The sequence below is a fragment of the Lysobacter antibioticus genome (assembly GCF_001442535.1).
GTDB lineage: Bacteria > Pseudomonadota > Gammaproteobacteria > Xanthomonadales > Xanthomonadaceae > Lysobacter > Lysobacter antibioticus.
Genome location: NZ_CP013141.1, coordinates 3242951 through 3257021 on the forward strand (window position 1 = coordinate 3242951; position 14071 = coordinate 3257021).

Sequence of the window (14071 nt, forward strand, 5' to 3'; positions counted from 1 at the left end):
TGCAGTGGGCATTGCGATCCAAGATGCGACTTCCGTTTTCCAACGCCATATTCGCCTTCGCCAAACCGACGGCGATCCGCTACACGGTAGCGATGGCGCGCCTGATCCATTTCGTCATCGCCGCGGCGCCGAGCGTGCTCGTGGTGGCCTTGCTGCAGGTCGATCAGGCGGTGGCGGTGCGCAGCTATCTGGCGATGTCGATGCTCGCCGGACTGTTGTGCCTGCTGGTGTTCAACAGCTTCGACATGTACGGCCGCGACATGTTCAGCAACCTGTTGCTGATCCGCCGCACCTTCGTCGCCTGGAGCGCATCGTTCGGGCTGATGGTGCTGTTGCACCTGCTGTTCCGTTTCATCGCCGAGGTGCCGCTGGAGTTGCTGTCGCTGTGGTATGGGCTGAGCCTGGCCGGCTTTGTGTTGAGCCGGATGGTCATGCTGGCGTTCTTCCAGCGGCGCATTCGCCAGGGCCATTTCATCCAGCGCTCGGTGATCCTGGGCATGACCGACAACGCCATGCGCCTGGCCGATCACGTCCATCACCGCCCGGACGTGGTCTCGGGCCTGATCGGCTACATCGACGACCGCGCCGTGCATCGCCTGCGCGAAGCGCCGCCGCCGTCGCTGCCGCACCTGGGCGGCCTGGATGCGCTGGAAAGCCTGGTCCGCGACGGCTGCGTCGACCAAATCCTGGTGGCCTTGCCGGCCGGCGCCCAGGGCCGCAACGAGGCCCTGGCCCAGCGTCTGCGCCGCTTGTCGGTGCAGGTGCTGCTGATCCCCGACATGAGCACCTTCCGCTTCGCCCACCGCAGCATGGTGCCGGTCGGCGGGGTGCCGATGTTCGTCGTCGCCGAGCCGCCGCTGCAGGGTTGGTCGCCGGTCTATAAGCGCTGCGAGGACCTGATCCTGTCCTCGCTGGCCTTGCTCGTCTTGTCGCCCTTGCTGCTGTTGGTCGCGGCCGCGGTCAAGCTCGATTCGCCCGGGCCGGTGCTGTTCCGGCAGAAGCGCTACGGCTACAACCAGCGCCTGATCGAGGTCTACAAGTTCCGTTCCATGCATCACCACCTGCGCGACGCGCACGCCGAGCGCCAGACCGGTCGCGACGATCCGCGCGTGACCCGGGTCGGCCGTTTCATCCGCAAGACCAGCCTCGACGAACTGCCGCAACTGTTCAACGTGCTCGGCGGCAGCATGTCCCTGGTCGGGCCGCGCCCGCATGCCACTGCGACCAAGGCCGCGAACGTGCTGTTCGAGGACGCGGTGGAGGAATACGTCGCTCGCCATCGGGTCAAGCCCGGCATCACCGGCCTGGCCCAGATCAACGGCTATCGCGGCGAAACCGACACCCTCGAGAAAATCCAGAAGCGCGTCGAGTACGACCTGGAATACATCGAGAACTGGTCCCTGTGGCTGGACCTGTCGATCCTGCTGCGCACCGTGCCGGCGGTGCTGTCGGCCGAAGCGGCTTATTAAGACCCGGCATCGAACGGCGGCTGGTTCAGCAGCCTGATCGACGATCGAACCTCGCCTGCGACGGTCTTCGCCCCATCTCGACACGGGGATGCTAAGGTCCACATATTCGTGATGAGCGTCACATAATAAATTCCGCGATGAGGTTCCGCACCGCGACGGATGGCGGCACATATCGATGATTAATCAGTGCGTTACCGCGCTTTTGCAATAAATGTTGTCAGGTCAGGATTGAAAGCATGAGCAAACGCTTCCGGAAGACCGGCCGGCCAGCGCCGATCGAACGCGGAAACAGGGCAGGGATGCAAGCCGTTGCGGCGTATGCAGATGTGCTTCGTTACACACTATCGCGGCCGGCGCCTGGGTTTCATCGAGTGTGTCTTGCGCTGTTGTTGCTCATCCTGCCGCTGTCGGCGGCCGCGCAAGTCGCTGGGCGCGCCGCGTCCGGCACCGTGTCCACCCCGGGCACCGCATCGAACTCGGCCCCTTACCGCATCGCGCCGGGCGATGAACTCGCGCTCAAATTCTTCTATGTGCCCGAGCTCAACGAAAACGTGACGGTGCGGCCCGACGGTCGCATCCACCTGCAACTGGTCGGCGAAGTGCCGGCCGCCGAACTCACCCCGGCCGAACTCGCCGCCGCCCTCAAGCGCGCCTATGCCGGCAGCCTGCGCCAACCGGAGGTATCGGTCGAAGTAGAGAAGGGCTTCGCGCGCCAGCAGGTCTTCGTCGGCGGGGAAGTCGGGCGTCCCGGTGCGCAGCCGTTGTTGCCGTCGCTGACGGTGATGCGGGCATTGATCGTCGCCCAGGGCCTGCGCGAAACCGCTGCGGCGAACCGGGTGGTGATTCTGCGCCGCGGCGACGACGGCCGCGCGCAGGTGATCCGGGTCGATGTCGCCTCGCAATCGCGCAAGGGCGCCGATGCCGCCAACGACCCGCTGCTGCAGCCCTTCGACGTGGTGCTGGCGGTGCCGTCGCACGTGTCGCGCCTGAACAAGTGGATCGACCAGTACATCCGCCGGAACCTGCCGGTGAACGTCGGCTTCTCCTACGACCTCAACGACAACCGCTCGGGCTACTGAATGGACAGCGCACCGCAGGACGCCTTCGCAGTCCCATCCCGTTCGCGGCCTTCCTCGGCGTTCTCGCTGCGCGAATTGCTCGGCACCGCCTTCAAGGACCGGCGCCGGATCGGGCTCGCCTTCGCGATCAGCTTCGCGCTGGCGCTGATCGCCTCCTTGCTGCCGACCACGCGTTACGTCTCCGATGCCAGTCTCCTGGTCCGGCTCGGGCATGAGTACGTTTACGTCGCCGATACCTCCGAAGGCAACGGCAACGGCGGCGCCACGCCGCTGATGTTCGACCGCAGCGAAGCGCTGAGCGCCGAGAACGAAATCCTCGCCAGCCGCGACCTGATTCGCGAAGTGGTCGTGCGGATCGGCATGGGACGCTTGTATCCCTCGATCGCCCAGCAGAAAGACGACGCGCGCCGGCCGAAGCTAGACCAGGCGGTCGAACTGTTCCGCGAGAACCTCGACGCGCAATTGCTCAAGGGCGCGACGGTGATCCAGTTGCGCTTCACTCATCCCGACCCGGCCATCGCCCAGTCGGCGCTGCGCACCCTGGTCGCGACCTATCTCGACCGCCGCCGCGCGATCTTCTCCGACGACCAGGTGCGCTTCCTCGAAGGCCAGGTCGCCGGGGTCGAGCTGCGCCTGAAAGACGCGGAGAAACGCCTGGCCGAATTCAAGCAGGCGCACGGCATCGTCAATTACGAGCAGCAACTCGGCCTGATGGTGCAGCAGGGCAACGACCTGGAAACCCGCCTCAACGAGACCAGCCAGCAGGCCGGCACCGCCAATGCGCGCGCCAGGACCCTCAAGCAGATCGCCAGCAAGACCCCGGCCAACCTGGTCCAGTTCAGCGAAACCCTCGGCGACCCGCAGATCCCGCGCCAGCTGCTCGACCTGCAGCTGAAAGAGCAGGGGCTGAGTTCGCGCTATCTCGACGACAATCCGCTGGTGGTCAACGCGCGCAAGGACGTGTCCAAGGCCGAGTCCTTTATCCAACAGCAGCGCCGCACGCCGCCCACCACGGTGCGGACCGGGCGCAACCCGGTGCGCGAAGCCGCAGAACTGGACCTGCTGCGCGCGACCTCGGACGAGTCCGCGCTAGCCGGCAGCCGCAAGGCCTTGCAGGAACGCCTGGACCAGCTCAAGCGCCGCGCCGCCGAGCTGACCCGCCAGCAATCCGAATTCGCCGGCCTCAGCCGTGAGCAGAAACTGCTCGAAGACAGCTACGCCAACTATGCCCGCAAGCTCGAAAGCGCGCGCATCGCCGAGGCGCGCGACCAGAAGCAACGCACCAGCGTCAGCGTGCTGCAGGCCGCGAGCTGGCCGCTCAAGCCCAAGAGCGTGCGCTTGCCGATCCTGGCGATCGGCTTCTTTCTCAGCCTCGGCGTGGCCTTGATCGTCGCTTTCCTGTCGGAAGCGCTGCGTTCGAGCTTCCTTTCGCCGGAGAAACTCGAACGCAGCTTCGGCCTGCCGGTGCTGGCGACGATACCGAGGGTGGAACGCGGATGAGCGCGTCTAGCCCGCCGGCACCGCATCGACACCGCCGCACCGCCACCAGGCGCGCGTTCCGCCTCGCAGGCGTGTTGCTTGGGCTGATGGTCGCCACCGCGGCGCATGCCCAGTCGCTGCAACGCGGCATCAACCTCAGCCGCTGGCTCGAAGCCAGCGGCGGGCCGGCGCTGACGGCGCAGGAGCTGCGCCGGCTGCACGAGGCCGGTTTCGACCACGTGCGCCTGCCGGTCGATCCGGTCGCGCTGGGCTGGTCGCCGCAACGCGGGCCGCAGCTGAGCGGACTCGCGCGCTTGCGCGGTGCCGTCGATGCGGCGCTGGAGGCGAGGCTCGACGTGATCGTCGACCTGCACCCGAACGAGCAGACCAAGCAGGCGATCGAAGCCGAGGCGCAATGGTCGGATGGCTACATCGCGATGTGGCGGGTCCTGGCCGGGGAATTCAAGCGCACGCCGACCAAGCGGGTCGTATTCGAGCTGTTCAACGAACCGGGCTATTACGGCATCGCCGGCGGCTACCTGTGGAGCCGTTATCAGCGGCGCCTGGTCGGCGCAGTGCGCGAGGTGCTGCCGGCGCATGCGCTGATCGTCAGCGGCCGCAAGGGCGGCAGCCTGGAAGGTCTGGTCGAACTCGATCCGCTCGACGATCCGAACCTGATCTACAGCTTCCATTACTACCTGCCTTACATCTTTACCCACCAGGGCGCGAGCTGGATGCAGGGCGACCGCTGGACCACCGCCGGGCATTGGCGCGACGTGCGCTATCCGGCATTGCAGGCGCGGCTCAAGCTGCCGCGCAGCGACGGCAAGGTCGCGGCCGAGCGCGCCACCGACGAGCTCGCCGAGTATTTCCAGAGCGGTTGGAACCGCCGGCGCATCGCCGCGCAATGGCAACCGCTGGCGGCCTGGGCGCGCGAGCACGGTGTGCGTGTGCATTGCGGCGAGTTCGGGGTGATCCGCGACGGCGTCGACCCGGTCTCGCGCTATGCCTGGATCGGCGATGTGCGCGCCCTGGCCGAGCGCAACGGTTGGGGCTGGTCGCTGTGGAACTATGCCGACGATTTCGGCATCGCCAGCGGCAGCAACACCGAAGGCCGCGAGCGCGGCGAACTCGAGGCGCCGGCGTTGCGTGCGCTGGGACTGAGCAGGCTGGAGCAGGGCCGGTTGGAGCAGGGCCGGCGCGCACGATGAAGGCGCACGACGGCCAAACAAGCGCCTTCGACCGCGCCAGCCGCGTGTTCCTGCTCCTGAGCCTGCTTGCCTACCTGTGCTTGTCGCCGGCCTTGTTGACGGTGCTGGGCATTCCTTACGACGCGCCCTATGGCAGCTTCGTGTTCAAGCTGCATCCCGGCAGCTATCTGCTGACGATCGCGCTGGCCTTGTCGCTCGCCGGGCAGGGCAATCCGCTCGTCGCCTTGTTGCGCCGCCTCGCCGGGCAGCCCCTGCTGGGCCTGTACCTGCTTGCGATGCTGTCGAGCTTCGTTTATTCGCTGCTGCGTTACGGCGCCTCGGGTTCGGCGTTCTTCATCGACACCTTGATGATGCCGGCGGCGATCGCCCTGATCCTGCTGCGCCTGGATGCCGCACAACTGCGCGGCCTGTTCCGCCTGATCCTGATCGCGGTGATCGCCAACGCCGCGCTCGGCCTGGTCGAAGCCGCCGTGCAGCATCACCTGGTGCCGTACACGGTCGCCGGCGGCGTGCCGGTGATCGAAGACAAGTTCCGCGCCACCGCGCTGCTGGGCCATCCGCTCGAGAATGCCTTGATCACCAGCATCGTCCTGTTGGCCTCGCTCGACCGGCCGATGTCGCCGCTGTGGCGCGGCTCGCTGGTCGCGTTCCTGGTATTGGCCTTGCTCGCCTTCGGCGGCCGCACCAGTTTCGTGCTGACCACGCTGGCCTTGCTGGTCTGTGCCGCTTTGGGGGCGCTGCACGGCCTGCGTGCCGGTCGCTACGGCTATCTGCATATCGTCGGCGCGTCGATCGCGGTGCTGTTGGCCTTGCCGGTGGCGATGGCCCTGGTCTGGCGCAGTGGCCTGGGTGCGCGCATCTTCGAGGGGCTGTACCTGGACGACAGCGCCACGGTGCGCCTGCGCATCTTCAGTGTGTTCGATTACCTCGATACCTTCGATGTGATGTTCGGCATCTCGCCGGCGCAGATCCAGGCGGTGTCGGCGCGCGTCGGTCTCAGCGCCAACCTGGAGGCTATCGAGAATTTCTGGCTGTTCATGCTGCTGCAACTGGGCGTGTTCGGTTTCGCCGTATTCGCGCTCGGTCTGCTGTGCGCGCTCTGGCTGCTGTGGCGGCGGGCGGGCAGCGGCGGCCGTTGGACCTTGCTGGTGTTTCTCGCCACTGCCTCGACCACCAACTCGCTGGCCTCCAAGACCAGCGCCCTGACTCTGCTGTTCGCGGTGCTGTGCGGCGTCGCCGGTTATCGCATGCGGAGCGCGCAGGCCGCGGCCGAACGTCGCGTCGCGCCGCGGCATGCATTTTCACGTATTGGAGCCCGCGCATGAGCGGCATCGTCATCGCAACGCCGCGCCCGGGCCGGGCCTTGTACTTGATCAACGGCGAGCATTACGCCGGCGCCGAACGCGTGCAGGATCTGCTCGCCCAGCAATTGCCCAGGTTCGGCTGGCAGGTCGATTTCGCCTGCCTCAAGGCCGGCGCCTTCGAACGGGTGCGCGAATCGAGCGGCAGCGCATTGACGACCGTGCCGATGCGTTCACGTCTGGATTTCAAGCCGGCCGGCGAGGTGGCGCGGCTGTTGCGCGAGGGCGGCTACGACCTGCTGCACACGCACACCGCGCGCTCGGCGCTGATCGGCCGTTTCGCCGCCCACCGCGCCGCCAAGCCGATGGTGCACCACGTCCACAGCCGCACCGACCGCGACACCGAGAGCGCGGTGCGCAACCGCATCAACAGCGCGATCCAGCACTTCAGCCTGCGTCGCGCCGACCGCCTGATCGCGGTCTCCGACAGCACCCGCGACTACCTGCGCCGGATCGGCTACGAGGACGGCCTGATCCGCACCGTCGCCAACGGCGTGCCGGCGGTCGCCGAGGTGCGCGAGTGGCGACCGCCGGAATCGCAATGGGTGCTCGGCATGGTCGCCTTGTTCCGCCCGCGCAAGGGCATCGAGGTCTTGATCGAGGCCTTGGCGAGTTTGCGTGCCGCCGGCCGGCCGGTGAGCTTGCGCGCGGTCGGCGGCTTCGAAAGCGAGGCCTACCGACAGCAGGTGCTGGCTTACGCCAAGGCCCGGGGCGTGGCCGAGCACATCGTCTGGACCGGTTTTACCCGCGATATCGGCGCCGAACTCGCGCGGATCGATCTGTTCGCCTTGCCGAGCCTGTACGGCGAAGGCTTGCCGATGGTCTTGATCGAAGCGCTCGCGGTCGGCCTGCCGGTGGTCGCCACCGACAACGAAGGCATCCCGGAAGTGTTGGGCAACGGCCGCGCCGGCCTGTTGGTGGAGCCCGGCGATGCCGCCGCCTTCGCCCACGCCGTGGCGACCTTGATCGAGCAGCCGCAACGCGCCCGGGCGATGGCGCGGGTCGGCCTGCAACGCCAGCGCGAACGCTACTCCGACCTGGCGATGGCCCGCGAGGTCGCCGCGGTCTATGAAGAACTACGCGCGGAAGGCGCCTTCGCATGACAGACAAACACGACTCCGCCGCGGCGATGCCGCGCATCCGGGCTTTGCTCGATCGTCTCGATATCGTCGCCGACCCGCGCAGGCAGCGGCGCCTGCTCGACGAACTGCGCCAGCCCAAGCGCACGACCGTGCTGTCGTTCCTCAACCAACACGCCTTCAATCTGGCCTGGACCGACGCCGCCTTTTGCGAGGATCTGCTGCGCAGCGAGCTGTTGCTGCGCGACGGAGTCGGCATGGCCGCCTGCCTGCGCCTGCTTGTGCGCGCACCGGGCTTGAACATGAACGGCACCGACCTGATTCCGCAACTGGTCGCGGCCTATGCCGGCCGGCGCGTGGCGGTGGCGGGCACCGAGCAGCCCTATCTGGAACGCGCGGTGCGTCATTTGCGCGAGCAGGGCCTGGACATCGTCTGCTCGATCGACGGCTTCGGCGGCGAAGACCGTTGCGTGGCGACCATCGCCGCCGCGCGCCCGGAGCTGGTGATTCTCGGCATGGGCATGCCGCGCCAGGAACGTATCGCCGCGCGCCTGGCCGGCGAACTCGAACAGCCGACGCTGATCGTCAACGGCGGCGCCATCCTCGATTTCATGGCCGGACGCTTCCCGCGCGCACCGCAATGGCTGCGGCGCATCGGCCTGGAATGGCTGTACCGCTTGCTCAAGGAGCCGCGCCGTTTGTGGCGCCGCTACGTGCTCGGCGGCGGCCAGTTCCTGTGGCGGGTGCTGTGCCTGGCCTGGGACAGCGGCGACGAACGCGAAACCTTGGGCGCGGCTGCGCTCAGCCTCGATACCCACGCAAGCCCCAGGGAGTGCAGGTCCATGTCCGCCGATGCCGAGCCCTTGTTTGCGCAGCCCCAGCAACGTCTGGCCGGTCTGGTGCAACGCCTCGATGCGCAGATGGCGGGCGGCGGCCGACGCATCGTGCAATTCATCGCCGCGCGCCCGGGCGAGGGCGCCAGCTCGCTGGCGCAGGCTTACGCCGAAGCCTCGGCACGCCTGCGCAAGCGCAAGGTCCTGTTGTTGTCCGACGACCTCGACCGCGAGCGCGCCTGGCCCAGTCTGGTCGAGGAAGCGCTGGATCGCGCCTCGGCTTCGATTGCCGCCGCCGGCGACGACGCGAACGGCGATGTCACCCGAGCCCGCCTGTCCAGCGCCGCCCGCGGCTATCAGGACAATTACGCGGCGATCGAAGACGCATCGGTCTGGGGCGGTCTGTGCGAACGCTTCGACGAGATCGTGGTCGACGCCAAGCCCGCGTTCGGCCTGGTGGCCGCGGCCCGCGCCAGCGGCGTGATCGTGGTGGTCGAAGCCGAGGTCACGCGCGCTTCTGCGATCCGCAAGCTGCTCGACGACCTTGCCGCGGTCAACGCCCAAGTGCTCGGCTCCATCCTCAACAAACATCGCTCTCATCTGCCTCGCGCCTTGCATGATCGACTCTGAATCCAGGCCGGCGGGCAGTCTGGCCAATCCGCGTCTGGACCCGCTCGAAGTCGACACCGTGCGGGCTCCGGCGATGCGGATCGCGGTGTTGCTGCCGGCGGATCGTCATCGCGCCTGGCAGAAGCTGGCGCGCGCGGCTCTCGCCAGCATTCCCGGCGTGCAGGTCGATGTGCGCCGTGTACGCGCAGCGGATGCTTATCGGCCGGATTGGAGCCGGCTCGAACGTGCGACCGCGATGCTCGCCGAGACGCCGGCACCGTCGGCGGACCCGCAATCGCCCGGCGATTCGCGCTGGGACGCGGTGATCGACCTGGCCGGCCTCGATTCGGGCGGCGTCGACCAGGACGGAGCCGGCGATCAATGGACGGCCTGGCGCGCCGCCAGTCGGCATGGCGTCTGGCAGCCGCTGGATGCGCAAGGCATCCACCTCGCCGCGGCCTGGCCGTGCCACGCGGCGATCAGCGCAGGTCTCGGCGGCGAACTGTTGCTGGTGCGCGACGGCGCCTTCGTGCTCGACGCCGTGCGCTTTTTCGCCGACCCGGACTATCCGCGTTCGTTCGAGCGCCTGTATGGCGAAGTGGCGACCCTGCTGCGCGGCGCGGTGCAGGAACTGATCGTCGGCGCGGCATTGCCCACGACGACGGCATACGCACCGCAGCCTTCGCCGACGCCGTTGCGGCGAGCGGTGCGGGGCATGCGCGGCAAGGCCTTGGCATGGCGGCGCCGGCTGGTGGCGCGTTGGCTCAGCGAAAGCTGGATGATCGGGGTGATCGATGCGCCGATCCAGGCGTTGATCGAGACGCCGCTGGCCTCGAAGATCCGCTGGCTCGGCCGACGCGGCTCGACCCACTACCGCGCCGATCCCTTCGGCATTCCCGGCGACCGCCATCGTCTGTATTGCGAGGTCTACGACTATCGCGACGGTCTCGGCCGCATCGAGGCGATCGAACTCGATCGCGGCGACCGCATCGTCCAGGCCGAGCCGGCCCGGCTGCAGTTGCCGATGCATCTGTCCTATCCGTATCTGTTCGAGCACGACGGCGGCCTGTACGCGATCCCGGAAACCTCGGCGAACCGCCGTTGCGAGTTGTATCGGATCGAGGCCGACGGCGAATGGCGGCCGGTGGCGGTGTTGCTGGAAGGAGTCGCCGCCGCCGATGCCAGTTTGTTCCTGCACGAGGGCCGGTTCTGGCTGGCCTATACCGACCTCGGCCTGGGCGCCTTCGACAACCTCTGCCTGAGTTATGCCGACGATTTGCGCGGGCCATGGCGCCCGCACGCCCTGCATCCGGTCAAGCTCGATCATTGCAGCTCGCGCCCGGCCGGCACGCCGTTTTTGCACCAAGGCGCCCTGTATCGGCCAGCGCAAGACTGCAGTGCGGGCTACGGCGCGGCCATCGCGATCAACCGCATCGAGGTGTGTACGCCGCAGCGCTATCGCGAACAGGTGGTGCGCCGTTGCCGTCCCGATCCGCGCGGGCCCAATCCGCATGGCCTGCACACCGTGTCGTCCTGGGGCGAACGCACCCTGGTCGACGGCAAGCGCTACGTGTTCAACCTGCACGAGCTCGGCCGCAAGCTGCGTTATCGCGGTTGGCGCTCGCCGAGCGGAGCCGGCGAATGAGCCCGTACGGTTCCTCCTCCGGGCATGCCGGCACCGTGCAGCCGGAGCCGATGCGCACCGCGCTGCTGTATCTGCCCCAGCTCAAGGTCGGCGGCGCCGAGATCTCGCTGCTGCGCCTGGCCCAGGGCCTGCGCGTGCGCGGCATGGAGGTGGCCTTCGTGGTCCATCGCGGCGACGCCGAGGCGAGGGCGCTCGCCGGCGATATCGAGGTGGTCTCGCTCGATGCCGATCGCACCTTGTCGGCGGCGACCCGGCTGGTCCGGGTGTTGCGCCGGCGCCGTCCCGACGTACTGGTCTCGGCCTTGACCCATAGCAATATCGTCGCCGCAGTGGCGGCGCGATGGGCGGGCGGAGCGACCCGGGTCGTGCTCACCGAGCACGCGCCGGTGTCGTCGATGCGATGGCTCGATCCTTCCGCGCGTTATCGCGCGACCCTGCGCCTGATGCCCTGGGCTTATCGCCTCGCCGACGCCGTGGTCGCGGTCTCGCAGGGCGTGCGCGACGACTTCGCGCCGCGCTTGGCCAAGGGCACGCGGGCACGCCTCGAAGTCATTCCCAATCCGGTGTTGCGCCGCGATTGGAATTCGCTGGCCCACGAGGCGGTCGACGACCCCTGGTTCGGCGCCGATGCCGCTGCGCTGGTGCTGTCGGTCGGGCGCCTGAGCCCGGAGAAGAATTTCGCCGGGCTGATCCGCGCCTTCGCCGGCGTGCGCATGCCGATGCAGACGCGCCTGGCGATCATCGGCGAAGGGCCGGAGCGGCCGGCCCTGCAGGCCTTGATCGATGAACTCGGCCTGGGCCAGCGGGTGCGCCTGCTCGGCCAGCGCGCCAATCCCTATGCTTATATGCGGCGGGCGCGCGTGTTCGTGCTGGCGTCGTTGTTCGAAGGCTTCGGCAACGTATTGATCGAGGCGATGGCCTGCGGCACGCCGGTGATCAGCAGCGACTGCCCGGTCGGCCCGCGCGAGATCCTCGGCGACGGCCGCTACGGCGACCTGGTCGCGGTCGGCGACGTCTCGGCGATGACCGCGGCCATCGAAGGCCGCTTGCAACGCCCGGGCGACCAGGCCGAAGCGACGCGGCGGGCCCTGGAGTTCACCGTCGAACGCAGCGTCGAGGAATACCTCGCCTTGTTCGCGCGGATCGCCCCGACCCGTTAAGACGCGGCCTTGCGCCCGGCGCGTGTGCGCGTCAAGGCCCCGCGGGCTTGCGCCAGCTTGCGGTGCAGGCGCGGATGCGCGCGCGACCATTGCCCGAGGCGATGACGAAGCCCGAGCCACAGGGTGTGCGGACGGCCCTTCCACGACAGCGGCACGGCCAGATCGAACAAGTTCAGTTGCTCGGGCATGAAGCCCTTCTTGTAGGCGTAATCGCCGATGGTGAAATCGAAACGGCGCACGCCCTGCGCATGCAGGGCGGCCATGGTGCGCTCGATGATCAGGCGCCCGGGCGAGCAACTGCGCCATTCGCCGGCGGCGCTGCCGATGCGGATCATCGCGTACTCGCCGCCGCGGCGCAGGCCGAGCAGGGCGGCCACGACTTCGTCGCCGGCCATCAGCGCCGTCAGCACCACCTCGCCGCTGGCGAGGCCTTCGTCGACCAGCTTGCGGTAGAAATCGCGATAGCCGGGCTCGTCGAGGATATAGGCCCAGCCCTTGCCGGAGATGGCGCTGCGTTGCTGCTGCTCCAATGCATCCATGACCCGTGCTGCCTGGCCGGCGTCGAGCACTTGCCCGAAGCGTGCGTCCGGGTGACGGGTGAACACCCGCCAGGAACGTTCCAGTTCCTTGCGATGGGTTTTTTCGCGGCTGAAGCGCCAGGCGTCGAAGTCGTCGCCGACCGTGGCCGGGTTGCCGAACAAGGCCGATGCGCGCACGCCGGGCAGATGCAGCAGCGGGTTGGCGCGCGCGCCGATGGTTTCGGGCATTTTTTCGATCGCCAGCAGATCGGCGTGCGGCAAGGCCTTGCGCAGCGCGGCGAACATCGCGCGGACCTCCTGCGCATCGTCGGGGCAACCCGGCATCAGCAGCGGCGCGGCATAGTCGCTGACGCCGAGGTCGGCGAGCCCGATCCGCTGCAGGCCGTCGCGATGTTCGGCGACCAGGGGCAGGGCCATCAGCACGCGTCCGTCGCTGCGCCGAGCGATGCTCGCCAGCAGCGGCCTGCGCCCGGCCTGCGCACCGAGGGTGGCGTACCAGGTCGAGAGCCAACGCTCGCTCTGGAACACGGTGATCGTGGCGCCGCCGTCGGTCCATTCGCGCCAGCGCTGTAATGCGGTCGCCACTTCGGTCTCGATCGTCGCGACATAGTCTTGCCTCGCCTGACCAATCGCCTGCGCACTCGTCGTCACCGCACCGGCTCCGCCAGGTCGACGATGCGGCCGGGCACTTCGGCATCGAGCCGGAAGTCGACCGGCCGCGCCGTACGTCGCAACGCATCGAGCCGCCCGCTGCGGCGCCACGCCGCCTGCAGCGCGGCCTTGGCATAGAACGAAAGACCGCTGAGTTTGCGCGTACGCGGCGTGTAGCCCAGATGCCGGCGCAGGATGGCGTTGGCGAGGTTGATCATGTGATTGCGGCGGATCTCCTCGGTCCAGTACTCCAGGGTCATGGAGATATTGAGACAGTCGTGGTTCTCGATCCGGTGCGGCGAGTTGAGCGGCCAGAACAGGCCTTGCCCGGGTTCCAAGTCGAACACCGCGGCCTGCGCATCGAAGGCCGGGTCGTAGTGCAGGCCGACTTCGAGCTGGCTCAGGGCGATGTTTTCCAGGCCTTCTGCACTGAGGAAGGGCAGGCGCGGCGGATAGACGTAGATGCGCTTGCGGCCGTGCAACTGCAACAGGCCCTGGCCGGGCAGGTCGGCGTGGTAATACACCTGCGCGCCGGGCGAGGACACCAGCAAGCCCATGCGGTGGTCGTAACTCGACAGCGGCGGCGCCAGCGTGCCGGCCTCGCCGAATAGTCCCGTCAAGACCTCGAGCAAATGCGGTTCCAGGTCTTGGCCGTTGCGCAGGTTCAGCCACAGGCGGCCGTGTTCGATCGCTTCCAGCACGCGCTCGCCGTCGAGCCCGCCGAAGTCGCCTTCGCGCCAGACCCGTTTGCCGTTCGCGCCTTGTTCGCCCATGTGCACGATCGAGTAATGACGGCGCGGATAACGCTCGATGGTGCGGGCGATGGCCTCGCGGCTGAAACGCGGGTCGAGGTGCAGGCGGTGTTCGAACAGCAGCGGCGCGGCCTGCCATTGCGCCGGCGATTGCGGGCCGAGATTGCTCAAGGGGGGCGAGGTGGGTACGAGCATGACGGCGTT

General features: G+C 68.1%; 11 protein-coding genes. 9 read left to right on the plus strand and 2 right to left on the minus strand.

Annotation, left to right across the window (positions count from 1 at the left end; translation table 11 throughout):
• The first annotated feature begins 23 nt into the window (after positions 1-23).
• From GLA29479_RS13080 to GLA29479_RS24590, 9 genes are all read left to right on the plus strand, one after another.
• Entirely contained in the window at positions 24-1469 is a 1446-nt protein-coding gene (locus tag GLA29479_RS13080) for an undecaprenyl-phosphate glucose phosphotransferase (RefSeq protein WP_057971850.1), read from the plus strand.
• Positions 1470-1840: 371 nt separating this feature from the next.
• The gene (locus tag GLA29479_RS13085) at positions 1841-2548 is read left to right on the plus strand and encodes a polysaccharide biosynthesis/export family protein (protein ID WP_169795659.1); all 708 of its coding nucleotides are present in this window, start codon (positions 1841-1843) and stop codon (positions 2546-2548) included.
• Positions 2549-4048, plus strand: coding sequence for a GumC family protein (locus GLA29479_RS13090; protein ID WP_057971852.1), 1500 nt, complete (start codon positions 2549-2551; stop codon positions 4046-4048). It begins immediately after the preceding gene.
• The gene (locus tag GLA29479_RS13095) at positions 4045-5238 is read left to right on the plus strand and encodes a glycoside hydrolase family 5 protein (RefSeq protein ID WP_082638637.1); all 1194 of its coding nucleotides are present in this window, start codon (positions 4045-4047) and stop codon (positions 5236-5238) included. Before GLA29479_RS13090 ends, GLA29479_RS13095 begins: the two co-directional genes overlap by 4 nt.
• Positions 5235-6563, plus strand: a complete 1329-nt coding sequence (locus GLA29479_RS13100; protein ID WP_057971854.1) for a VpsF family polysaccharide biosynthesis protein — start codon at positions 5235-5237, stop codon at positions 6561-6563. Before GLA29479_RS13095 ends, GLA29479_RS13100 begins: the two co-directional genes overlap by 4 nt.
• Complete coding sequence (locus GLA29479_RS13105) at positions 6560-7702, plus strand: glycosyltransferase (RefSeq protein WP_057971855.1); 1143 nt, start codon at positions 6560-6562, stop codon at positions 7700-7702. The genes GLA29479_RS13100 and GLA29479_RS13105 overlap by 4 nt, the downstream gene beginning before the upstream one ends.
• Complete coding sequence (locus tag GLA29479_RS25300; protein ID WP_169795660.1) at positions 7699-9141, plus strand: WecB/TagA/CpsF family glycosyltransferase; 1443 nt, start codon at positions 7699-7701, stop codon at positions 9139-9141. The genes GLA29479_RS13105 and GLA29479_RS25300 overlap by 4 nt, the downstream gene beginning before the upstream one ends.
• Complete coding sequence (locus GLA29479_RS25305) at positions 9128-10765, plus strand: glucosamine inositolphosphorylceramide transferase family protein (RefSeq protein ID WP_057918020.1); 1638 nt, start codon at positions 9128-9130, stop codon at positions 10763-10765. The genes GLA29479_RS25300 and GLA29479_RS25305 overlap by 14 nt, the downstream gene beginning before the upstream one ends.
• Positions 10762-11925 (plus strand): glycosyltransferase, encoded by a 1164-nt coding sequence (locus tag GLA29479_RS24590; protein WP_057971856.1) that lies wholly within the window; start codon positions 10762-10764, stop codon positions 11923-11925. Before GLA29479_RS25305 ends, GLA29479_RS24590 begins: the two co-directional genes overlap by 4 nt.
• Here GLA29479_RS24590 and GLA29479_RS13125 read toward each other — a convergent pair.
• Together GLA29479_RS13125 and GLA29479_RS13130 are read right to left on the minus strand one after the other, a co-directional pair.
• Positions 11922-13115: a GNAT family N-acetyltransferase gene (locus tag GLA29479_RS13125; protein ID WP_057971857.1), complete on the minus strand. Its 1194-nt coding sequence runs from the start codon at positions 13113-13115 to the stop codon at positions 11922-11924. The genes GLA29479_RS24590 and GLA29479_RS13125 overlap by 4 nt on opposite strands.
• A complete protein-coding gene (locus GLA29479_RS13130) occupies positions 13112-14062 on the minus strand; it encodes a cupin domain-containing protein (RefSeq protein WP_057971858.1) in 951 nt (316 codons plus the stop codon). Before GLA29479_RS13130 ends, GLA29479_RS13125 begins: the two co-directional genes overlap by 4 nt.
• Positions 14063-14071 lie beyond the last annotated feature (9 nt).